The sequence below is a fragment of the Delftia sp. WSY_22 genome, from assembly GCF_043104185.1.
GTDB lineage: Bacteria > Pseudomonadota > Gammaproteobacteria > Burkholderiales > Burkholderiaceae_C > Comamonas > Comamonas tsuruhatensis.
On record NZ_JBICKN010000056.1, the window covers coordinates 57,619 to 78,961 of the forward strand.

16 protein-coding genes and 1 riboswitch are annotated in these 21,343 nt (G+C 67.7%); of the genes, 1 reads left to right on the top strand and 15 read right to left on the bottom strand.

Annotation, left to right across the window (positions count from 1 at the left end):
* Positions 1–124 precede the first annotated feature (124 nt).
* The 7 genes from ACF8NF_RS23545 to rplM all read right to left on the bottom strand — a co-directional run bounded on the left by ACF8NF_RS23545 (position 125) and on the right by rplM (position 8,888).
* The gene (locus tag ACF8NF_RS23545; protein ID WP_016448452.1) at positions 125–1,423 is read right to left on the bottom strand and encodes an NCS2 family permease; all 1,299 of its coding nucleotides are present in this window, start codon (positions 1,421–1,423) and stop codon (positions 125–127) included.
* 176 nt (positions 1,424–1,599) lie between these two features.
* Positions 1,600–4,026, bottom strand: a complete 2,427-nt coding sequence (gene xdhB / locus ACF8NF_RS23550) for a xanthine dehydrogenase molybdopterin binding subunit (protein WP_392451357.1) — start codon at positions 4,024–4,026, stop codon at positions 1,600–1,602.
* Position 4,027: 1 nt separating this feature from the next.
* Positions 4,028–5,641, bottom strand: coding sequence for a xanthine dehydrogenase small subunit (xdhA, locus tag ACF8NF_RS23555; RefSeq protein ID WP_392451358.1), 1,614 nt, complete (start codon positions 5,639–5,641; stop codon positions 4,028–4,030).
* 279 nt (positions 5,642–5,920) lie between these two features.
* Entirely contained in the window at positions 5,921–7,363 is a 1,443-nt protein-coding gene (gene mdtD, locus ACF8NF_RS23560) for a multidrug transporter subunit MdtD (RefSeq protein ID WP_016448457.1), read from the bottom strand.
* 116 nt (positions 7,364–7,479) lie between these two features.
* Entirely contained in the window at positions 7,480–7,854 is a 375-nt protein-coding gene (gene erpA, locus ACF8NF_RS23565; protein ID WP_016448458.1) for an iron-sulfur cluster insertion protein ErpA, read from the bottom strand.
* A 202-nt stretch (positions 7,855–8,056) separates the two neighbouring features.
* Positions 8,057–8,449, bottom strand: coding sequence for a 30S ribosomal protein S9 (gene rpsI, locus ACF8NF_RS23570; RefSeq protein WP_012207710.1), 393 nt, complete (start codon positions 8,447–8,449; stop codon positions 8,057–8,059).
* Between the two features lie 10 nt (positions 8,450–8,459).
* Positions 8,460–8,888 (bottom strand): 50S ribosomal protein L13, encoded by a 429-nt coding sequence (rplM, locus tag ACF8NF_RS23575; protein WP_012207711.1) that lies wholly within the window; start codon positions 8,886–8,888, stop codon positions 8,460–8,462.
* A 267-nt stretch (positions 8,889–9,155) separates the two neighbouring features.
* Here rplM and ACF8NF_RS23580 point away from each other — a divergent pair, with 267 nt between their 5' ends.
* Positions 9,156–10,028: a 23S rRNA (adenine(2030)-N(6))-methyltransferase RlmJ gene (locus tag ACF8NF_RS23580; RefSeq protein ID WP_017406717.1), complete on the top strand. Its 873-nt coding sequence runs from the start codon at positions 9,156–9,158 to the stop codon at positions 10,026–10,028.
* Between the two features lie 6 nt (positions 10,029–10,034).
* Here the strand turns inward: ACF8NF_RS23580 and ACF8NF_RS23585 are convergent, their stop codons facing one another.
* From ACF8NF_RS23585 to kdpB, 8 genes are all read right to left on the bottom strand, one after another.
* Positions 10,035–10,931 carry a septal ring lytic transglycosylase RlpA family protein gene (locus tag ACF8NF_RS23585; RefSeq protein ID WP_392451359.1) on the bottom strand — a complete coding sequence of 299 codons (897 nt, stop codon included), beginning with the start codon at positions 10,929–10,931 and terminating at the stop codon, positions 10,035–10,037.
* Between the two features lie 77 nt (positions 10,932–11,008).
* On the bottom strand, positions 11,009–11,836 hold the full coding sequence (gene metF, locus ACF8NF_RS23590) for a methylenetetrahydrofolate reductase [NAD(P)H] (RefSeq protein WP_016448461.1): 828 nt from the start codon (positions 11,834–11,836) through the stop codon (positions 11,009–11,011).
* 22 nt (positions 11,837–11,858) lie between these two features.
* Positions 11,859–13,061 carry a TlyA family RNA methyltransferase gene (locus tag ACF8NF_RS23595; protein WP_016452756.1) on the bottom strand — a complete coding sequence of 401 codons (1,203 nt, stop codon included), beginning with the start codon at positions 13,059–13,061 and terminating at the stop codon, positions 11,859–11,861.
* 157 nt (positions 13,062–13,218) lie between these two features.
* Positions 13,219–14,649 (bottom strand): adenosylhomocysteinase, encoded by a 1,431-nt coding sequence (gene ahcY, locus ACF8NF_RS23600; protein ID WP_016448463.1) that lies wholly within the window; start codon positions 14,647–14,649, stop codon positions 13,219–13,221.
* A 70-nt stretch (positions 14,650–14,719) separates the two neighbouring features.
* A riboswitch (S-adenosyl-L-homocysteine riboswitch) is annotated at positions 14,720–14,804 on the bottom strand.
* A 7-nt stretch (positions 14,805–14,811) separates the two neighbouring features.
* Positions 14,812–15,546 carry a response regulator gene (locus ACF8NF_RS23605; protein ID WP_392451360.1) on the bottom strand — a complete coding sequence of 245 codons (735 nt, stop codon included), beginning with the start codon at positions 15,544–15,546 and terminating at the stop codon, positions 14,812–14,814.
* An 11-nt stretch (positions 15,547–15,557) separates the two neighbouring features.
* A complete protein-coding gene (locus ACF8NF_RS23610) occupies positions 15,558–18,263 on the bottom strand; it encodes a sensor histidine kinase KdpD (RefSeq protein WP_016448465.1) in 2,706 nt (901 codons plus the stop codon).
* Between the two features lie 34 nt (positions 18,264–18,297).
* On the bottom strand, positions 18,298–19,173 hold the full coding sequence (locus ACF8NF_RS23615) for a TorF family putative porin (protein ID WP_016448466.1): 876 nt from the start codon (positions 19,171–19,173) through the stop codon (positions 18,298–18,300).
* 82 nt (positions 19,174–19,255) lie between these two features.
* Complete coding sequence (kdpB, locus tag ACF8NF_RS23620) at positions 19,256–21,340, bottom strand: potassium-transporting ATPase subunit KdpB (RefSeq protein ID WP_016452759.1); 2,085 nt, start codon at positions 21,338–21,340, stop codon at positions 19,256–19,258.
* Positions 21,341–21,343: the final 3 nt, after the last annotated feature.

A 21,343-nucleotide genomic window follows, 5' to 3' on the forward strand; every position in this document is an offset into this window, starting at 1 on the left:
GCGCGGCCCAAAAGCAGGGACGCCGAGCAAGAGCCGCCTCGCGGCGAGGGCGTCGTCCCCCTCCCGCGAAGCGAGAGAGGGCGCCGTGCATACGGGGGAAGGCGCGTAAGCGCCTCAGGGGGTGCTATCCGCCTATATAGACGAACTTGAAGAGGAAGACGCCGCCGATCAGCCACACCATCCAGTGCACTTCCTTGGAACGGCCCGTGAACAGCTTGAGCACGGCATAGGTGATGAAGCCGAAGGCCAGGCCATTGGCCACCGAGTAGGTGAAGGGCATGAGCAGGGCCGTGACGGCAGCGGGGATGGCCTCGGTGGTCTCGCCCCATTCGATCTCGGTCAGCTCCTTGAGCATCAGGCAGGCCACGAAGAACAGCGCGGGCGCCGTGGCGTAGCCGGGCACCACGCCGGCCAGGGGCGACAGGAACAGGCAGCACAGGAAGAGCGCGGCCACGGTCAGCGCCGTCAGGCCCGTGCGGCCACCCGCTTGCACACCGGCCGCGCTTTCCACGTAGGCCGTGGTGCTGGAGGTGCCCAGCAGCGAGCCCGCGAAGATGGCGCCGCTGTCGGCCAGCAGCGAGCGGTTGAAGCGGCCCATGCGGCTGGGCACCAGCAGGCCCGCGCGCTTGGCCACACCCATCAGCGTGCCCGTGGCATCGAACAGCTCGACCAGGAAGAACACCAGCACCACGTTGAGGATGCCGCCGGTCAGCGCGGACTTGATGTCCAGCTGCAGGAAGGTGGGCGCGATGGAGGGCGGCGCCGAGAACACGCCGTGGAACTCGTTGCCCGCGAAGAAGAACGAGGCCACGGTGACCACGACGATGCCGATCAGGATGGCGCCCGGCACCTTCAGGCGGTCCAGCACCACGATGATCAGAAAGCCCAGCGAGGCCAGGATGACTTCGGGCTTGTGCAGGTCGCCCAGGGTCACGAAGGTGGCCGGCGATGCGGCGACGATGCCCGCGCTCTTGAGCGCGATCAGCGCCAGGAACAGGCCGATGCCCACGGTGATCGCTATGCGTATGGACTGCGGTATGCCCTTGATGATCAGCTCCCGCAGGCCGAACAGCGTCACCAGCAGGAACAGGCAGCCCGAGACGAAGACCGCGCCCAGCGCGGCCTGCCAGGTGAAGCCCATGTGCAGCACCACCACGTAGGCGAAATAGGCGTTCAGGCCCATGCCCGGCGCCAGCGCGATGGGATAGTTGGCGTACAGCGCCATGATGGTCGTGCCCAGCGCCGCGATCAGGCAGGTGGCCACGAAGACGGCCCCCTTGGGCATCCCCGCATCCCCCAGGATCGAGGGATTGACGAAGATGATGTAGGCCATCGTCAGAAAGGTCGTCAGGCCCGCGACCAGCTCGGTTCTTACATTGGTGCCGTGCTCACTGAGCTTGAACACCCGTTCCATCCAGTTCATCGCATTGTCTCCGTGTTGTTTTCGCATGCGGGGCGCAACGGTTGTGAAAGCGCCCAGGGTTGAGCACCGGCTGTCCAGGCCGGCACAAGGCATGGCACCCTGCCGGGCGGCCATGGACCTGATTGCGCGCATCGCTGCGCGCGGATTCAAGGAATGAGGGGGCGGCGCCGGTCCGCTCAGCTCCCGGCGGCCTGCACGGCCTCGATGGCGCGCAGGATGGATTCCGGCGTGGCCGGCGATTGCAGCGGCGGGTTGCTGCGGTGCCCGCCCGCGGCCGAGACGGCATCGCGGATGGCGAAGAACACCGAGAACGGCAGCAGCAGCGGCGGCTCGCCCACGGCCTTGCTGCGGTGGATGGAGTCCTCGAAGTTGTCGCCCTCGAACAGCCGCACGTTGAACACGGGCGGGCAGTCGTTGGCCGTCGGGATCTTGTAGGTGCTCGGGGCGTGCGTGGTGAGCTTGCCGCTTTGCGGATGCCAGACCAGCTCCTCCGTGGTCAGCCAGCCCATGCCCTGGATGAAGGCGCCTTCGACCTGGCCCACGTCCACGGCGGGGTTCAGCGAGCGGCCCACGTCGTGCAGCACGTCGGCGCGCAGCAGCTTGAACTCGCCGGTCAGCGTGTCCACCACCACCTCGCTCACGGCGGCGCCGTAGGCGTAGTAGAAGAAGGGCCGGCCCTGCATGGTGTCCTTGTTCCACGACAGGCCGGGCGTGGCATAGAAGCCGTCGGACCACAGCTGCACGCGCTCGATATAGGCCTCGCCCACCACGGCCTTGAAGTCCAGCACCTTGCCGTTGACGTGGACCTGGTCGTTGGCGAAGCGCACGTCCTCGGCGCGGCCGCCATGGCGCTCGGCGGCGCAGGCGGCCAGGCGCTCGCGGATCTGGCGCGCCGCGTCCTGCGCGGCCTTGCCGTTGAGGTCGGCCCCCGTCGATGCCGCCGTGGCCGAGGTATTGGCCACCTTGGTGGTGTCGGTGGCCGTGACGCGCACGCGCCCGAAGCCCACGCCCAGCTCATGCGCCACGACCTGGGCCACCTTGGTGTTCAGGCCCTGGCCCATCTCGGTGCCGCCGTGGTTCACGAGGATGGAGCCGTCGTTGTAGACATGGACCAGGGCGCCGGCCTGGTTGAAGTGCTTGACGTTGAAGGAGATGCCGAATTTGAGCGGCGTCAGCGACAGGCCGCGCTTGAGCACGGGGCTGGCCGCGTTGAACGCGGCGATGGCATCGCGGCGCGCGCGGTAGTCGCTGCAGGTTTCCAGCTCGGCCACCAGCTCGTGGATGATGTTGTCGGTCACGACCTGGCTATAGGGCGTGACGTTGCGCTCGGTCTTGCCGTAGAAGTTGACGCGGCGCACATCGAGCGCGTCGCGCCCCAGCTCGCGCGCCACCGTCTCCATGATGTTCTCGATGGCGATCGCGCCCTGCGGGCCGCCGAAGCCGCGGAACGCCGTATTGCTCTGCGTATTGGTCTTGCCGGAGTAGCCGTGCATGGACACATCGGGCAGCCAGTACGTGTTGTCGAAGTGGCACAGCGCGCGCGTCATCACGGGGCCGGACAGGTCGGCCGAGTGGCCGGCGCGCGAGACCATGGAGATCTCGGCGCCGAGGATGCGGCCCTCGTCGTCGTAGCCCACCTCGTACTCGTACCAGAAGCAGTGGCGGCGGCCCGTGATCATGAAGTCGTCATCGCGGTCCAGGCGCAGCTTGACGGGGCGGCGCAGCCGCGTCGCGGCCACCGAGGCCACGCAGGCGAACAGGGCCGACTGCGACTCCTTGCCGCCGAAGCCGCCGCCCATGCGGCGGCACTCCACATGCACGGCGTGCGAGGCCACGCCCAGCGCATGGGCCACCAGGTGCTGCATCTCGCTGGGGTGCTGGGTGGAGCAGTACAGGTGGACGGCGCCGTCCTCCTTGGGAATGGCGTAGCTGATCTGGCCTTCCAGGTAGAACTGCTCCTGGCCGCCCACGTAGAACGAGGACTTCAGGCGGTGCGGCGCCTCGTCCATGGCGCGGCGCGCGCCGCCTTCATTCGTGCTGCGCGCCAGGTGCATGGGCGGCAGCACGTACTGGCCCAGCTCATGCGCCTGCTGGGGCGTGAGCACGGGCGGCTCGGCCGTGATGTCGGCCGCCGCCTTGGCCTGGGCCGCAGCCAGGCGCGCCGCCTCGCGGCTTTCGGCGATCACGGCGAACAGCGGCTGGCCCAGGTAGCGGATCTCGCCGCTGCACAGGATGGGGTCGTCGTGGATGATGGAGCCGCAGTCGTTGACGCCGGGAATGTCCTCGCCCGTGAGCACGGCCACCACGCCGGGCATGGCGCGGATGGCATCCAGCCTGAGCGCATTGAGCCGGCCATTGGCCACGGGAGACAGGCCCAGCGCGCAGTGCAGCGTGCCGTCCAGCTCGGGCAGGTCGTCGATGTAGGCGGCCTCGCCGGCTACATGCAGATGGGCCGATTCATGCGGGCGGCTGATGCCCACGCGCTGGCCCTGGGTGTGGGCGCCGGCCTCGGCACGCTCGTCCACGCGGAAGGCGGCGTTCTTCAGGTAATGCGCAAAGGCCTCGGACGAGTGCAGCAGGGAAGGGTCGATGGGGCGGTTCATTTCAGGCTCCTTGGTGCACTGCGTGGGGCATCACGCTCCAGACGCTGGTGGCCTGCAGCGGCAGCGGCTGCTGCGGACGTGTCTCCAGCCACAGGCGCTGCAGCAGGTTCTGCGCCACCTTGAGCCGGTAGTCGGCGCTGGCGCGCATGTCGGACATGGGCTTGAAGTCCTGGGCCAGCGCGGCCTGGGCGGCCTTCACTGCGGCCTGGTCCCAGGGCTGGCCCACGATGGCCGCCTCCGCCAGGGCCGCACGCTTGACCACGGCGGCCATGCCGCCAAAGGCCAGGCGGGCGGACTTCACCACCTCGCCATCGAGCTCGATGGCCAGCCCTGCGCACAGCGCCGAGATGTCGCAGTCAAAGCGCTTGCTGATCTTGTAGGCACGGGTCTGGCGCCGTGCAGCGTCCAGCGGCACGGCCAGTGCCTGCACGAACTCGCCCGGTTCCAGCTGGTTCTTCATGTAGTCCAGATAGAAGTCATGCAGCGGCATGCGGCGCACGCGCGCGCCCTTGCGCAGCTCGATCTGCGCGTCCAGCGCCATCAGCACGGGCGGGGAGTCGCCAATGGGCGAGCCATTGGCCACGTTGCCGCCCATGGTGCCCGCATGGCGGATGGGCACGGAGGCAAAGCGCAGCCACACATCGGTCAGCCCCTCGAAGCGCTGCGACAGCGCCGACCAGGCCGATTCCAGCGAGGCACCGGCGCCGATGTACAGCTCGCCGCCGTCCAGGCTGCCCGCGCCGCGGCGCTCCTCGACGCGCTTCATCTCGGCCACGTCGCCCACATAGACGATGTCGCCCAGGTCGCGGAACTGCTTGGTCACCCACAGCCCCACATCGGTGGAGCCTGCCAGCAGGCGAGCGCGGGGCTTGGCCTCGCACACGGCGGCCAGCTCGTCCAGCGTGCGCGGAGCGTGGAAGCTGTCCACACGGCCGCCCTGCGCGGCGTTGGGCGCGGCATAGTCCAGGCCGGCATCCTGCGCGCGCAGGCCCTGCAGTGCCTGCACCACGGGGTCGGTGGCCATGCGCGTGGCGGGCAGGTCGAACATGCGCTGGCCTGCGTCCAGGATGGGACGGTAGCCCGTGCAGCGGCACAGATTGCCCGACAGCTCGTCGGCCAGCTGCTGGCGCGAGGGACGCGTGCCGGCCTGCTGGTGGTGCTCGTAGGCCGACCACAGCGACATCACGAAGCCCGGCGTGCAAAAGCCGCATTGGGAGCCGTGACAGTCCACCAGCGCCTGCTGCACGGGGTGCAGCTCGGCACCGCCTGCGGGCTCGCCCGTGGCACAGCCCTGCTTGCCGGCGCACTGGCCCTTGACGTCCTCCACCGTGAACAGCGCCTTGCCGTGCAGCGTGGGCAGGAACTGGATGCAGGCATTGACCGTCTGCAGCTGCAGGCCGCCCACGGCGTCGGGCGCGCCGTCTTCGGCCAGCTCGGCGATGACCACGGTGCAGGCGCCGCAGTCACCTTCGTTGCAGCCCTCCTTGGTGCCGGTGCAGCGCGCGTCGCCGCGCAGCCAGTCGAGCACCGAGCGCGTGGGATGCGGCCCCTGTACCTCGACGATCTGGCCGCGGTGATAGAAGCGGATGGGTTGGGAACTGGGGCTCTGGCTCATGCTCGTGGGGGCAACTGCTGGTGCGTGGACTGTTCGGATCACGACTTACGCAAATTCCGAGGAAGAAAGCCGCTGGCCCTGTGGCGATGGCGTGTTTGCGTTCTTGCTTGCGTAAGTCCTGCGGATGTACGCGAGATTAAGTCCAGCCCCGCCCAAACGCATAAGACGGCCTCGATATTTCCTATGCGGGCTGCCATATATCCTTACCAAAAACAAGGGTAAACCCGCAACAAAAGTGTGGATTGCAGCGGTTCAGGGTTCAAAAGCTATGCACAGCCCTCACTCGTGCTCGGCCGGCTCCAAAGGCTTGGGCCGCACATCCTCATCGTCGCCCAGCTGCGAGAAGATCATGGTCGAGGCCAGCGTCACCGCGCCCATGCAGACGAAGGTGGCGCGGAAGGCATTGAGGGTGTGCTGCGGCGTATCGCCGCCGAACCATTCGCTGAAACCGGCCAGCACCGCACCTGCGGCGGCCACGCCCATGCCCATGGCCAGCATCTGCACCATGGACAGCAGGCTGTTGCCGCTGCTGGCGTTGCCGGCATCCAGGTCCTTGAGCGTGACGGTGTTCATGGCCGTGAACTGCATGGAGTTGGTGGCGCCGAAGATCAGCAGCTGGACGATGACCACCCACAGCGGCAGCGCCGTGGAGACCGTGCCGAAGCTGGCGATCATCAGCGACAGCACCAGGGTGTTGCCCATGAGCACGCGGCGGTAGCCGATGCGCTGGATCAGCGTGGTGGTCTGGCGTTTCATGGCCATGCTGGCCAGCACCGTGGGCAGCATCATCATGCCGGCCTGCAGCGGCGAAAAGCCCAGGCAGACCTGCAGCACCAGCGGGATCAGGAAGGGCATGCAGGAGCTGCCCAGGCGCGAGAACAGATTGCCCAGCAGGCCCACGCGCAGGCTGCGCACGGCGAACAGCTCGGGGGCGAACAGCGGGTCGGGCCGGCGCAGCGCATGCAGCCAGTAGGCGGCCAGGCTGGCCAGGCCGAAGATCAGCAGCACGAAGACCATGGCGCCGTGGATGCCCTTGCCCGACATGCTGTCCAGCGCCAGCGACACGGCCACCATGCCGAAGGCCAGCAGCGCATAGCCCACGCCGTCGAAGCGCTTGACGGCGAAGCGGTCGCCCACGGGCATGAAGCGCAGCGTGGCGGCCAGGCCGATCAGGCCCACGGGCACGTTGACCAGGAAGATCCAGTGCCAGCTCACGTACTCCACCATCCAGCCGCCCAGCGTGGGGCCAATCAGCGGCCCGACCAGGCCGGGAATGGCCACGAAGCTCATGGCCTTGAGGAACTGCTCGCGCGGAAAGGCGCGCAGCACGGCCAGCCGGCCCACGGGCATGAGCAGCGCACCGCCCATGCCCTGCAGCACGCGTGCGGCCACCATCAGCTGCAGGTTGGGAGCAATCGCGCACAGCACCGATCCCAGCACGAACAGCGCAATCGCCCACAGGTAGACGCGCCGCGTGCCGAAGCGGTCGGCCATCCAGCCCGATGCCGGGATCAGCATGGCCATGGTCAGCGAATAGGCGACGATGACGGACTGCATGCGCAGCGGGCTCTCGCCCAGGGCCTCGGCCATGGTGGGCAGCGCGGTATTGACGATGGTGCCGTCCAGCGTCTGCATGAAAAAGCCGATGGCCACGAGCCATAGGAGCACCGAACGCGAGGAGGATGTGGTGGAGGCGGAAGCGCTTTTGTCTTCAGGAATCATGGCAAGGCAGGGAGGGCGCAGGCGTTAAAAAACCGCCTGCGCATTGCTGCGCGGCGGTTGGTGGCGTGTTGTGCGGCGGGCTGCTGCGGGCTTCACTGCAGCGCGGCCGACACGGCTTACACCGAGAAGCTCGATCCGCAGCCGCAGGTGGTGGAGGCGTTGGGGTTCTTGATCACGAACTGCGCGCCCTGCAGGTCTTCCTTGTAGTCGATCTCGGCACCCACCAGGTACTGGTAGCTCATGGCGTCGATCAGCAGCGACACGCCATTCTTGGTCATGGTCGTGTCGTCTTCGTTGGTGATCTCGTCGAAGGTAAAGCCGTACTGGAAGCCCGAGCAGCCGCCACCTTGCACGAACACGCGCAGCTTCAGGTCAGGGTTGCCTTCCTCGGCGATCAGATCGGCCACCTTGGCAGCTGCGCTGTCGGTGAAGACGATCGGGGTGGGCATTTCGGCGGTGGTGGTTTCGGTGATTTCTGCGACGGCGCTCATGGGGATACTCCGAAGTTCTCAATTGGCCCGAATGGTACAGCAAAGGGCTCGGGAATTCCCGGGGCTGCCGGCTTGACGACAGTGCAAGTGGGGGAATTGCCCACTGAATGAGAAAGGTTTGCATCGCCCAGAAAAAAACCGCCGGCAAAGGCGGTTTTTTTCTGGGGAAAGCCCCGGGGGACTTTCCTGCAGTGCCAGCGGATTAACGCTTGGAGAACTGCTTGGCGCGGCGTGCGGAGCGCAGGCCGACCTTCTTACGTTCGACTTCACGAGCGTCACGCGTCACGAAGCCGGCTTGGCTCAGGACGGGCTTGAGCGCTGCGTCATAGTCGATCAGGGCGCGGGTGATGCCGTGGCGGGTAGCGCCGGCCTGGCCGGATTCACCACCACCGTGGACGTTCACTTGAATGTCGAAAGCTTCCAGGTTGCTCGTCAGAGCCAGGGGCTGCTTTGCGATCATGATCGAGGTTTCGCGGCCGAAGTATTCCTGAATGTCCTTGCCATTCACGGTAATCTTGCCGGAGCCCTTCTTCAGGAACACGCGTGCGACGCTGGATTTGCGACGGCCGGTGCCATTGTTCCAATCACCAATCATCTAGGTCTCCTTAGATTTCCAGAGCCTTGGGCTGCTGGGCGGTGTGGGGATGCTCAGCACCGCCGTACACCTTGAGCTTCTTGATCATTGCGTAGCCCAGGGGACCCTTGGGCAGCATGCCCTTGACGGCCTTTTCCAGAGCGCGGCCGGGGAACTTGGCCTGCATGTCGCGGAAGTTGGTGGCAGTGATGCCGCCGGGGAAACCAGAGTGGCGGTAGTACACCTTGTCCAGGTTCTTGGTGCCGGTGACCTTGAGCTTGGAGGCGTTGATGATGACAATGAAGTCGCCGGTGTCAACGTGAGGTGTGTAAATGGCCTTGTGCTTGCCGCGCAGACGGAGTGCCACTTCGCTGGCGACACGTCCGAGCACCTTATCGGTGGCGTCAATCACAAACCACTCGTGTTGCACCTCAGCGGGCTTTGCGCTGAATGTAGACATGAGTTTTCTCTTTCAAGAAAGGTTTGGCGGGCCCTTTTCCGCGGTCGGTGCTTCTTCAAAAAGGAAGCCTCTTAGGCGGGGATGTAAACTTCGCCGCGGGACCCATAAAATCGCTGCGAAGCCCGCCATTATACAAAACTGGCGCAACCGCACCATCCCCCCGATCCGCAAGTCCCCGGCAGCCCTCGCCGCGAGGCGCCAGCGCCGGGCAACCTTGCAGCCGCCATGGGTGTCCACCCGCCAGCGCGGCTGGTTACCATCACGCCTATGTTCAGTTACCGCCACGCCTTCCATGCAGGCAACCATGCCGATGTGCTCAAGCACACCGTGCTGATCGCCACCCTGCAATACCTCCTCCAGAAGGAGGCCGCCCTCACGGTGCTGGACACGCACGCCGGCGCCGGCCTGTACCGTCTGGATGGCGACTATGCCAACAAGAGCGGCGAGGCCGCAGACGGCATCCTGCGCCTGGCCCAGGCCAAGGAGTCCGAGCTGGCCCCGGTGCTGCAGGCCTACATCGCCTCGGTGCGTTCCTTCAACCAGGGAGCGCAGCTGCGCAACTATCCGGGCTCGCCGTTCATCATCCAGTCCCTGCTGCGCGTGCAGGAGCGCGACAAGCTCAAGGTCTTCGAGCTGCATCCCACCGACATGCGCTCGCTGGCCGGCAACATTGCCCAGCTCGAAGCGGGCCGCCAGGTGGCCGTGCTGCACGAGGACGGCTTCGAGGGCATCAAGAAATTCCTGCCGCCGCCGTCGCGCCGAGCCCTGGTGCTGTGCGACCCCAGCTACGAGCTCAAGAGCGACTACGCCAAGGTGCTGGACATGGCGGCTGACAGCCTCAAGCGCTTTGCCACAGGCACGTATGCGTTCTGGTATCCGATCATCCCGCGCCCCGAGGCGCACGATCTGCCGCGCCGCCTGAAGACCATGACCACCAAGGCCGGCAGGAGCTGGCTGCATGTGGAGCTCACGGTCAAGAGCAACAAGACCTCGGAGCGCGGCGGCCTGCCGGCCAGCGGCATGTTCCTGATCAATCCGCCGTTCAATCTCAAGGAACAGCTCAAGCCGGCCATGCCGCAGCTGGTCAAGCTGCTCGGTCAGGACGAGAACGCGGCCTTCACGCTCGAATCCGGCGGCTGAACCCGTTCAGCGCGCGTTCGAGGCCGCAGAGGCCACTGCGGTGGACGAGGCAGCGGCGGGCGCCGCAGCCTTCGCCACCGGCTTGTCGGCAGGGACGGCACGGCTGGCCACGGCCGTGCGTGCATTGGGCCTGGGGGCAGGCGCCTTGGCCTGGACACGCGGACGCACCGGCGCCTTGGCATGAACCCGGGTCCGTGCCTGTGTTGTCTGTGCCTGTGCCTTGGCCTGCTGCGTCTTCTCGATGGACTTGGCCTTCCTGGCCGTGACCAGGGTTTCGGGGCATTCCTGCTCACCATCGTCGAGCTGCCACAGCTCCACGGGCTTGATGCCCAGGCCGACCATGCCCAGCTCCTGCGCTGCGGCCTGGCTCAGATCGATCACGCGGCCAGGCGCAAACGGCCCGCGGTCGTTGATGCGCACCACCACTGTCTTGCCCGTGGCGGCGCTGCGCACGCAGACGCGGCTGCCGAAGGCAAAGCTGCGGTGCGCGGCCGTCAATTCTTCCTTGTCGAAACGCTCGCCGCTGGCGGTCAGCCGGCCATGCAGGCCCGGGCCATACCAGGAGGCCAGGCCTTGCTGGTCGCTGTCGCGCGAGGGCACGAGGGCGAAGTCGGGATTGGAGGGAGCCTCGGCACTGTCTTCGGGCGAGGCCGACTCGGAGGGCTTGGCATCCGGGGATTTGCTGGCCGGCTGCGCGGCCCGCGATGTGCGGCCACCGCGCTTGCCGGCCGAGGGCACGGCCGCTGGCGTCTGGCCTTCATCCATTGCCGCCGCACCTGCGGTCAGGGCGCCGGACTCGGCATCGCTTTGTGCCACGGGAGCCGGCGCGCAGCCGGCCAGGGTGGCGGTGATGGCGCACATGGCCAGCCAGCGCCAGTGCAGGCGTCGAAAACCACGATCCATGGGCAAAACCTCCAGGGAACGCCTGACCGTTCCCAAGTTCTAGAGGGTCGCCCGGGGCCGGCGCAGTGGCTACGCGCTCAAAGGCCCAATCGATCGCAGATTTCCAGCGTGGCGACGCTCTGGTTCATCGTATAGAAGTGCAGCCCGGGAGCGCCCTGGCTGCGCAACTGCTCGCATAGACGGGACACGACATCAAGGCCGAAGGCGCGAATGGACGCCGTGTCATCTCCGTAAGCCTGCAGACGCAGGCGGATCCAGCGCGGGATCTCGGCGCCGCAGGCGTCCGAGAAGCGCATCAGCTGCGTAGAGCTGGTGATGGGCATGATGCCGGGAACAACCGGTGCATCAAGCCCCATGCCGCGCGCCGCATCAACGAAACGGCAGTAGGCGTCGGCATTGTAGAAATATTGGGTGATCGCGGAATCCGCGCCAGCGCGCACTTTAGCCGCAAACGCATCCAGATCGGACTGTGGGGATTTCGCCTGCGGATGGACCTCCGGGTAGGCCGCCACCTCGATGTGGAACCAGTCGCCGAACTCGCGGCGGATGAATTCCACGAGATCGCTGGCGTACTGGAATTCGCCACCCAGGCCATAGCCGCTGGGCAGGTCGCCGCGCAGCGCGACGATGCGGCGCACGCCCATGGCCTTCAGCTCCTGCAGTTCGGCGCGCACCTTGTCGTGCGTGGCGCCCACGCAGGAGAAATGCGATGCCGCGCTGACGCCTTCGTTCTGGATGTCACGCACCATGGCGAAGGTGCCCGTCTGCGTGGAGCCGCCCGCGCCATAGGTGACGGAGCAGAACTGGGGCTTGCGCGCATAGAGGTTCTTGCGCACCTGAACATGCTTGGTCGCGCCCTCGGGCGTCTTGGTCGGGAAGAACTCGAAGCTGATCGGAAAGCTCATGTAAGACTCGCTGCTCAGTGTTTCATTCGTTGCGTTTGCGCAGCTTGGCGCGGCCCGGACCGGGCACGCCGAACTCGGTGCTGGTGTCGATCACACGCTCGTTGCGCTGCTCGCGCAGCACGGTGCGGGACACGCGCTTAGGCGCGGCCGGCTTAGGAGCTGCCTTCACGGCCGAGCGGGGCTCGTCGTCGTCCTGCGTTTCAGGCTGCTCTGGCTCCTTCACCACGGCCGCCTGCTGGGCATGCACGAAGAATTCGCGGTTGCCGTCGCCACCTTCGATGGCCGACTCCATCCAGCCCTTGACCTCCAGGCCCAGCTCGCCCAGGCAGGTGCGGATGCGCTGCTCCACCTCGGTGAACAGGGCCGCATCGCGCACGATGCCGCCCTTGCCGACCTGGCCCGGCTGCAGCTCGAACTGCGGCTTGACCAGCATCAGCAGCTGGCCATGCGGCTTGAGCAGGCGCGTGACGGCCGGCAGCACCAGGGTCAGAGAGATGAAGGACAGATCGCCCGTGACGAAGTCGAACTGCGGCGTGATGTCCACGTCGGCAAACTCGGCGCGGCGGCGGCGCTGCGTGGCCACCGTGCCCTCATCGCGCGCCTTGCCCTTGGCCGCGCGCTCGGCCTTGAAGGCCTCGATCTCGTTTTCCTTGGCGTCGTCGCTGTCGTCGTAGTCCTCGTCGACCACGCCGCCGTTGCGCATCCAGGCATAGGGCGCCACGGGCTGGGTGTCGTTGTCGTCGGGATCTTCTTCCCAGCGTTCGGACAGCACTTCCTCGCAGGCCTCCTGCAGGCCCTCGGCCGTCACCGCGCGGGCATTGACGCCTTCGACGCAGATCACGCGCGCATCCGAGCGCAGCCGGTCATGCAGCTGGCCATGGCCCACGTCCACGCCGATGACCTGGGCGGCGCCTGCCTGCAGCAGGCAGTCGGTGAAACCGCCCGTGCTCTGGCCCACGTCCAGGCAGCGCAGGCCGTCCACCGACAGCTTGGTGGCCGCCAGCGCGCCTTCCAGCTTCAGCCCGCCGCGCGAGATGAACCGGGCCTCGGCCCCGTCCAGCAACTGCAGCTCGGCACCTGCGGGAATCTCGTCACCGTTCTTGGCGACCTTCTTCCACGGCGTCAACGGCGTCATGCGCCACTGCACGCCACCCGCAATCAGCCGCTGCGCCTGCGAGCGCGTGGCCGCATGGCCGGCTTCCACCAAAAATACATCTGCGCGCATAGCGTCGCTCCAGGAAATCTCAGTTGACTAATGCCCGAAACCGGCGCGACCCAACTCAGGGACGCCAAGCAAGGGCCGCCCCGCAGCGAGGGCGTCGTCCCCCTCCCCCGCGAAGCGGGTAGAGAGGGGGAAGGCGCGTCAGCGCCTCAGGGGGTGCTTAATACCTATAAGTTTCGGGCTTGTAGGGACCCTGCTTGCTCACGCCGATATAGGCAGCCTGGCCGTCCGTCAGCTCGGTCAGCATGGCGCCGACCTTCTTCAGGTGCAGGCGGGCAACCTTCTCGTCCAGGATCTTGGGCAGCACGTAGACCTTGCCGACCTCGTAGGCATCGGGCTTGGTGAACAGCTCGATCTGGGCGATGGTCTGGTTGGCGAACGAGGCGCTCATCACGAAGCTGGGGTGGCCGGTGGCGCAGCCCAGGTTCACCAGGCGGCCCTTGGCCAGCAGGATGATCTTCTTGCCGTCAGGGAAGGTGATGTGGTCCACCTGGGGCTTGATCTCTTCCCACTGGTACTGCTCGATGGAGGCGACGTCGATCTCGTTGTCGAAGTGGCCGATGTTGCAGACGATGGCTTCGTTCTTCATGGCCACCATGTGCTCGTGGCGGATGATGTCGCGGTTGCCGGTGGTGGTCACGAAGATGTCGGCCTTGTCTGCCGCCCACTCCATGGTCACGACCTTGTAGCCTTCCATGGCGGCCTGCAGGGCGTTGATGGGATCGATCTCGGTGACCCAGACCTGGGCCGACAGCGCGCGCAGCGCCTGGGCGCAGCCCTTGCCCACGTCGCCGTAGCCGGCCACCACGGCGACCTTGCCGGCGATCATCACGTCGGTGGCGCGCTTGATGCCGTCCACCAGCGATTCGCGGCAGCCGTAGAGGTTGTCGAACTTGCTCTTGGTGACGGAGTCGTTGACGTTGATGGCGCGGAACTTCAGCGTGCCCTTGGCCGACATCTCGTTGAGGCGGTGCACGCCGGTGGTGGTCTCTTCGGTCACGCCGATGATGTGGGCGCTCTTGCGCGTATACCAGGTGGGGTCCTGGGCCAGCTTGGCGCGGATGGCGGCGAAGGCGATCTTCTCTTCCTCGGAGGCGGGGTTGTCCAGCACGGACAGGTCCTTTTCGGCGCGCATGCCCAGGTGCAGCAGCATGGTGGCATCGCCGCCGTCGTCCAGGATCATGTTGGGGCCTTCGCCTTCGGTACCGGCGGCGCCGAATTCAAAGATGCGGTGGGTGTAGTCCCAGTAGTCGGCCAGCGATTCACCCTTGATGGCGAACACGGGCGTGCCCGTGGCGGCGATGGCGGCGGCGGCATGGTCCTGCGTCGAGAAAATGTTGCACGAGGCCCAGCGCACGTCGGCGCCCAGGGCCTTGAGCGTCTCGATCAGCACGGCCGTCTGGATGGTCATGTGCAGCGAGCCGGCGATGCGCGCGCCCTTGAGCGGCTGCGCCGCGGCGAATTCCTCGCGCGTGGCCATCAGGCCGGGCATTTCGGTTTCGGCGATCAGGATTTCCTTGCGGCCCCAGGCGGCGAGGGAAATGTCAGCGATGGCCGTGTCGGCGGAAACGGGACGAACAGCAGCGTTCATGGTTTTCTCCAAAAGATGAATGAAAAACCACGTTCTGCGGGAGACGAAAAAAAGCTCACCGCACAGAAAGCGTGGGCGAGCGTCGTTGCAGGTATGACTCCGAGCCTCGCAGACCGCATCTGGTGAATGGGCCTGCTGCAACGCTCCTCGGAGAGGCGCTGATTATACCGATCCCGGGGATGCCTCACCGCCCAGCCCCACAAGCCGGTAGCCCACCTGCAGCTCGGTCACCAGGTGGCGCGGCTGGGCCGGCTCGTCCTCGATCTTCTGGCGCAGATTGGCCATGTGCACGCGCAGGTAATGGGCACGGCCCAGGTATTCGGGTCCCCAGACCTGCAGCAGCAGCTGGCGGTGGGTCATCACACGGCCCTGGGCGGCGATCAGCGCCGCCAGCAGGCGGAATTCGATGGGCGTGAGGTGCACCGGCTGGCCCGCACGCCGCACCTCGTGCGTGGCCAGGTCCACCTGCACCTGGCCGAAGTGCACCTGGCTGGATGCAACTGCGCCGCCTGCGGGCCCCAGTTGCTGGCGGCGGCGCAGCATCACGCGCAGCCGGGCCAGCAGCTCGGGCACACCGAAAGGCTTGACCAGGTAATCGTCTGCGCCGGCGTCCAGGGCGGCCACCTTCTCGTCCTCGCGCTCGCGCGCGGAGAGCACGAGCACGGGAACGGAGGACCATCCGCGCAGCTCGGTGAGAACCTGCTTGCCGTCGGCATCCGGCAGGCCCAGGTCGAGGATGACCAGATCGGGCTGGCGGCTCGCCGCCTCGATCAGGCCCCGGCGCGCGCTGTCGGCCTCGAAGACCTGCCAGCCCTCGTCCTCCAGCACCAGGCGCACGAAGCGGCGGATGCCGGGGTCGTCCTCGATCATCAGGATGCGGTTGGTGGGCGTGCTCATGGCGCAAGACTCTAATCGAGCAATGGCTGCTCCGGCACCGGAAAGCGCAGCGTGAACACGGTGCCGGGGCCTGGGCGCGCGGCAGCGGCCTCGATGCGCCCGCCATGGGCCTCGACAATGCTGCGCACCAGCGCCAGCCCCAGGCCTATGCCCGAGACGGTGGACTCGGCCGTGCCGCGCGTGAAGGGCTCGAACAGCGTCTCCACGGGCAGGTGTGGCGGCAGGCCGGGCCCGCCATCCTGCACGGCCACAAGCACCTCGCCGTCCTGTTCGCGTGCGTGGATGGTCAGCGGCGTGCCGGCCGGCGTGTACTTGGCGGCGTTGTCCAGCAGGTTGACCAGCACGCGCTCCATGAGCACGGCATCGAGCTGCAGCAGCGGCAGGCTGGCGGGCACGTCGGTGCTCACGGGATGCTCGTGCAGGCGCGCGCGCATCTGGCGCAGCGCGCTGCCGACCACTTCATCCAGCGGCAGCCATTCGCGCTGCAGGTGCACGCCGCCTTGCTGCAGGCGCGCCATGTCCAGCAGGTTCTCCACCAGTCGCTGCATGGCCTGGGCCTGGATGCGGACCTGCTCCAGCATGTCGGCTGCGCCGCCCGGCGGCACATGGCGCTGCGCGGCCTCGGCCGCGCCCAGGATGGTGGTCAGCGGCGTGCGCAGGTCGTGCGAGACGGCCGACAGCAAGGTGTTGCGCATGCGCTCGCCCTCCATGGCGATCTGGGTCTGCTGGGCCACGGCCACGAAGTGCTGACGCTCCAGTGCCAGCGCCACCTGGCTGGCACAGGCCTCCAGCAGGCGCTGCTCCTCGGGCACCTCCAGGCGCTGGGGCGCACGCAGTTGCAGCACCAGCACGCCCCGCATGCGCACGGGCGCCGCCAGCGGCACGTAGCGGGCCGGCGCGGCCGGCAACGTGTCCGTGCCCTGGCCGGCCTGCTGGCCGTGGTCCATGGCCCAGCGCGCAATGCTGTCGTCCATGGGGCAGGAGCCGCCGCCGGCGGGGCGCAGGCGCTCGTCGGCATCGGGCAACAGCAGCCCGGCCTGGGCGTCGAACACGCCCGAGACCGTGCTCAGCGCAATCTCCACCACCTGCTCCTGCGTGAGCGCGCCCGAAAGGTCGCGCGCCAGCCGCGCCAGGGCGCCCGCGCGCCGCTCGCGCTCGGCCGCCACGCGCGCCTCGTGGCGCAGCCGCGCCATGAGCTGGCCGCAGACCAGGGCCACGCCCAGCATCAGCACGAAGGTGAACAGGTACTGCGTGTCGTTGACATGGAAGGATCCGCGCGGGGGCACGAAGAAAAAGTCGAAGCACAGTACCGACAGCAGCGCCGCCCAGGCGCCCGGGCCACGCCCCCAGCGCAACGAAGACAGCACGACGATGAGCAGGAACAGCATCACCACGTTGGCCGGGTCGAAGATGCGCAGCAGCTGCTCGGCCAGCACCGTGGCGGTCAAGCAGGCCAGGGTCACGCCGGCATAGCCCTTCCAGGGCAGCGGCCTGCGCCGCAGCGGTGCGGCAGGCGCGGCCTCGGTCCGGGCCGCGCTGGAGCCCCCGGAGAGCACCAGCACGTCGATGTCGGGATGCAGCTGGACGATGCGGTCGGGCAGGCTGCGGCCCCACCAGCGCCAGGGCGACCATGCCGGGCGCGGCGGCTGGGCCAGCACCAGGCGGCTGGCGTTGCGCTCGCGCGCGAAGGCAACCAGGGCCTCGGCCACATCGGCGCCCGGCAGCGTGGCCGTCTCGGCCCCCAGGCGCGCGGCCAGGGCCAGGGTCTTGAGCACGGCGGCCTGCACGCTGCGTGGGCGGTGCTGGCGCTGGGGCGCGTCCACGTACACCACCATCCAGCCAGCATCCAGCCGGCGTGCCATGCGCGCCACCTGGCGCACCAGGGCGTCGTCGCCCGCGTGCCCTGCCACGGCCACCAGCAGGCGCTCACGCGCAGGCCAGACCGTGCCTATGGAGCGCTCGCGCCGGTAGTCGCGCATGTCCTCGTCCACGCGGTCGGCCGTGCGGCGCAGTGCCAGCTCGCGCAGCGCTAGCAGGTTGCCGCGCCTGAAGAAGTTGCGCGAGGCCCGCTCGGCCTGCTCCATCATGTAGACCTTGCCGTCCTTCAAGCGGCGCAGCAGCTCGTCGGGCGAGATGTCGACGACGATGACCTCGTCGGCATCGTCGAAGATCTGGTCGGGCACGGTCTCGCGCACCGTGATGCCGACGATGCCGCCCACCACGTCGTTCAGGCTTTCCAGGTGCTGCACGTTGATCGTGGTCCAGACATCGATGCCTGCGTCCAGCAGTTCCTGCACGTCCTGCCAGCGCTTGGGATGGCGTGAGCCTGGCGCATTGCTGTGCGCCAGTTCATCGAGCAGCAGCACGCGCGGACGCCGCGCGAGCGCCGCATCCAGGTCGAACTCGCGCAGCGTCCGTCCCTGGTGCGGCAGCTCGCGCAGCGGCAGTTGCTCCAGGCCATGCAGCTGCTGCGCCGTTTCCTTGCGGCCATGGGTTTCCACGAGTCCCACCAGAACCTCGCGGCCCCCCTGGCGTTCGCGCTGGGCGGCGGCCAGCATGGCGTAGGTCTTGCCCACGCCTGCATTCGATCCGAAGTAGATGCGCAGCTTGCCCCGCCCCTCCTGCGCCCGCTCATGGCGCAGGCGCGCGACCAGGGCGTCGGGATCGGGGCGCGGCAGACCAGGCGGCGCCGGCTCGGCAGAGGACGAAATGGGCATGGTTCTCAGCCTAGCACCAGAGCGTGCTCCCACACTAGAACGCCGCCGACAGCGACAGCACCCAGCCGCTGCGGCCCAGGCTTTGCATCTGGCCTGCCGCATTGGCCGCGCGGTAGTAGCGCGTGTCGGCCGAGGTGCCGGCCCAGGCCAGCGTGGCCGTCCATGGCCCCCAGCTGCGGGCCAGCGAGACGCGCCAGTCGGCGTACGACAGTTCGCTGTAGTTGCGCACCTGCGTGTGGCCGGCATGCAGGCCCAGCACCGCCCAGTCGCCCAACGGATGCTGGTAGTTCAGGTCCAGATAGCTGCTGCCGCGTGAGCTGCCGCTGCCGGGAAGTGCCTCGGCAAAGGCCGTGGCCGCCGTGCTGTCGCGCAGGCCGAAGTAAGGCGTCAGCGCCAGCGACCATTTGGCGCTGAAGCCGCCGTGGGTGACGCCCAGATAGGCCTCGGTGGTGTCGTAGCGCACGCCGCCGCTGCCATCCCCGCGGGGCACGCGCGCGCCGGGGTAGTTGTAGTGCAGCAGGCCGATGTCGCCCGTCCAGCCCGGCAGCAGCTCGGTGCGCCAGCCGCCGTACAGGTCCAGCTCCAGCGCGCGGCCGTCCAGATAGCTGTGGCGCGACACGCTGGAGCCGGACACGCCCAGGTAGGCGCCGCGCGGCAGCGACAGCTCCAGCCCGCCCTGCAGCGCCGGCCCCATCCAGCTTTGCGAGATGCCACGGAAACGGTAGTCGCTGAGCAGCGCCACGCTGCCGGTGAGCGCGTAGGCGGGTGCGGGCGATTGCTGGGCATCGGCACTGGCAGCGTTGACGGGAGAGGTTTCGGCCTGGGCATGGCAGGACGCAGCCGCCAGCGACAGCAGTGCAGCCAGTGAGGCACGGGGGAAGAAGCGGGGGACGGCACAAGCGGCCGTCATGGAAGAAGCGGATTTCATCTTGGTTTTTGTACAGAGAAAGCAAGGCGGTGCCTGCCCGGGCGGGCAGGCTTGCCGCCAAAGATCAGGCCAGGCCGAAAGCCACCAGCAGCATGTCGATCAGCTTGATGCCGATGAAGGGGACGACCAGGCCCCCCAGCCCGTAGACCAGCAGGTTGCGCCGCAGCAGGGCCGAGGCGCCGATGGCGTGGTAGGGCACGCCACGCAAGGCCAGCGGTATCAGGACGATGATGATCAGCGCGTTGAAGATCACGGCGCTCAGGATGGCCGAGCCCGGGCTGGCCAGTCCCATGACATTGAGCGCCGACAGCTGCGGATACGTGCCCACGAAGGCGGCCGGGATGATGGCGAAGTACTTGGCCACGTCGTTGGCCACGCTGAAGGTGGTCAGCGCGCCGCGCGTCATCAGCATCTGCTTGCCGGTCTCCACGACCTCGATGAGCTTGGTCGGGTTGCTGTCCAGGTCCACCATGTTGCCGGCTTCCTTGGCCGCCTGGGTGCCGCTGTTCATGGCCACGGCCACGTCGGCCTGGGCCAGGGCGGGTGCGTCATTGGTGCCGTCGCCGGTCATGGCCACCAGCCGGCCTGCGGCCTGGTGTTCGCGGATCAGGCGCAGCTTGTCCTCGGGCGTGGCTTCGGCAAGGTAGTCGTCCACGCCGGCCTCGGCCGCAATGGCGGCGGCCGTGAGCGGATTGTCGCCCGTGATCATCACGGTCTTGATGCCCATGCGGCGCAGCTCGGCAAAGCGTTCGCGTATGCCGTGCTTGACCACGTCCTTGAGCTCGATCACGCCCAGCACGCGGGCGCCATCGGCCACCACCAGCGGCGTGCTGCCGCGCCGCGACACATCCTCCACCACCTTGAGCATGGCGGGCGGGAACTTGCCGCCCATGGCTTCGACGTGGCGACGCACGGCGTCGGCCGCGCCCTTGCGCAGGCTGCGCGTGCCGCCGTCGGGCTGCGGCATGTCCACGCCGCTCATGCGCGTCTGGGCCGTGAAGGGCACGAAGACGGCATGCAGGGTTGCCAGGTCACGCTCGCGCAGGCCATGCATTTCCTTGGCCAGCACGACCACGCTGCGGCCCTCGGGTGTCTCGTCGGCCAGTGATGCCAGCTGCGCCGCATCGACCAGCTGCGCGGCCGTCACGCCGGGAGCGGGCAGGAATTCGCTGGCCTGGCGGTTGCCCAGCGTGATGGTGCCGGTCTTGTCCAGCAGCAGCACGTCCACGTCGCCGGCCGCCTCCACGGCGCGGCCCGAAGTGGCGATCACGTTGGCCTGCATCATGCGGCTCATGCCTGCCACGCCAATGGCCGACAGCAGGCCGCCGATGGTGGTCGGGATCAGGCACACCAGCAGGGCGACCAGCACCGTCAGTCCCACGACCTGCCCGCTGCCCGTCAGCTCCACCGCAAAGGCCGAATAGGGCCGCAGCGTGACGATGACCAGCAGGAAAAGCAGCGTCAGTCCGACCAGCAAGATGGTCAGCGCCAGTTCGTTGGGCGTCTTGTGGCGGCGGGCCGACTCCACCATGGAGATCATGCGGTCCAGGAAGGACTCGCCGGGGTTCACGGTGATCTGCACCACCAGCCAGTCCGACAGCACGCGCGTGCCGCCGGTGACCGAAGAGAAGTCGCCGCCGGCCTCGCGGATCACGGGGGCCGATTCGCCGGTGATGGCGCTCTCGTCCACCGAGGCCACGCCCTCGATCACCGTGCCGTCCAGCGGTATGGTGTCGCCGGCCTCGACCAGCACCCACATGCCCGAGCGCAGTTCTTCCGCACCCACGGGATGCCAGCGGCTTTGGTAGCTGGCCTGCTCCAGCTTCTTGGCGACCGTGCTGCGCTTCATGCTGCGCAGGCTCGCGGCCTGGGCGCGGCTGCGCCCCTCGGCCAGCGCCTCCGCAAAATTGGCGAACAGCACGGTGAACCACAGCCACAGCGCAATGGCCAGGATGAAGCCCGCAGGCGCCTCGCCCTCGCCCGCCAGGGCCTGGGCCCAGAGCAGGCTGGTGAAGATGGCGCCCAGATAGACCACGAACATCACCGGGTTGCGCCATTGCGCGCTCGGTGCCAGCTTGCGGATGGAGTCACCCAGCGCCTGGCGCACCAGCGAAGGATCGAACAGGGACAAAGCAGTTTTGCGCGACATGGC

Bases quoted from the DNA above. Each gene is read 5' to 3' on its own strand.
- erpA (WP_016448458.1), bottom strand. From the start codon at position 7,854: ATGAGCGCCGTCGCAGAAATCACCGAAACCACCACCGCCGAAATGCCC.
- ACF8NF_RS23580 (WP_017406717.1), top strand. From the start codon at position 9,156: ATGTTCAGTTACCGCCACGCCTTCCATGCAGGCAACCATGCCGATGTG.
- xdhB (WP_392451357.1), bottom strand. From the start codon at position 4,026: ATGAACCGCCCCATCGACCCTTCCCTGCTGCACTCGTCCGAGGCCTTT.
- ACF8NF_RS23605 (WP_392451360.1), bottom strand. From the start codon at position 15,546: ATGAGCACGCCCACCAACCGCATCCTGATGATCGAGGACGACCCCGGC.
- ACF8NF_RS23595 (WP_016452756.1), bottom strand. From the start codon at position 13,061: ATGCGCGCAGATGTATTTTTGGTGGAAGCCGGCCATGCGGCCACGCGC.
- rplM (WP_012207711.1), bottom strand. From the start codon at position 8,888: ATGTCTACATTCAGCGCAAAGCCCGCTGAGGTGCAACACGAGTGGTTT.
- metF (WP_016448461.1), bottom strand. From the start codon at position 11,836: ATGAGCTTTCCGATCAGCTTCGAGTTCTTCCCGACCAAGACGCCCGAG.
- ahcY (WP_016448463.1), bottom strand. From the start codon at position 14,649: ATGAACGCTGCTGTTCGTCCCGTTTCCGCCGACACGGCCATCGCTGAC.
- ACF8NF_RS23585 (WP_392451359.1), bottom strand. From the start codon at position 10,931: ATGGATCGTGGTTTTCGACGCCTGCACTGGCGCTGGCTGGCCATGTGC.
- ACF8NF_RS23610 (WP_016448465.1), bottom strand. From the start codon at position 18,263: ATGCCCATTTCGTCCTCTGCCGAGCCGGCGCCGCCTGGTCTGCCGCGC.
- mdtD (WP_016448457.1), bottom strand. From the start codon at position 7,363: ATGATTCCTGAAGACAAAAGCGCTTCCGCCTCCACCACATCCTCCTCG.
- ACF8NF_RS23615 (WP_016448466.1), bottom strand. From the start codon at position 19,173: ATGACGGCCGCTTGTGCCGTCCCCCGCTTCTTCCCCCGTGCCTCACTG.
- rpsI (WP_012207710.1), bottom strand. From the start codon at position 8,449: ATGATTGGTGATTGGAACAATGGCACCGGCCGTCGCAAATCCAGCGTC.
- xdhA (WP_392451358.1), bottom strand. From the start codon at position 5,641: ATGAGCCAGAGCCCCAGTTCCCAACCCATCCGCTTCTATCACCGCGGC.
- ACF8NF_RS23545 (WP_016448452.1), bottom strand. From the start codon at position 1,423: ATGAACTGGATGGAACGGGTGTTCAAGCTCAGTGAGCACGGCACCAAT.
- kdpB (WP_016452759.1), bottom strand. From the start codon at position 21,340: ATGTCGCGCAAAACTGCTTTGTCCCTGTTCGATCCTTCGCTGGTGCGC.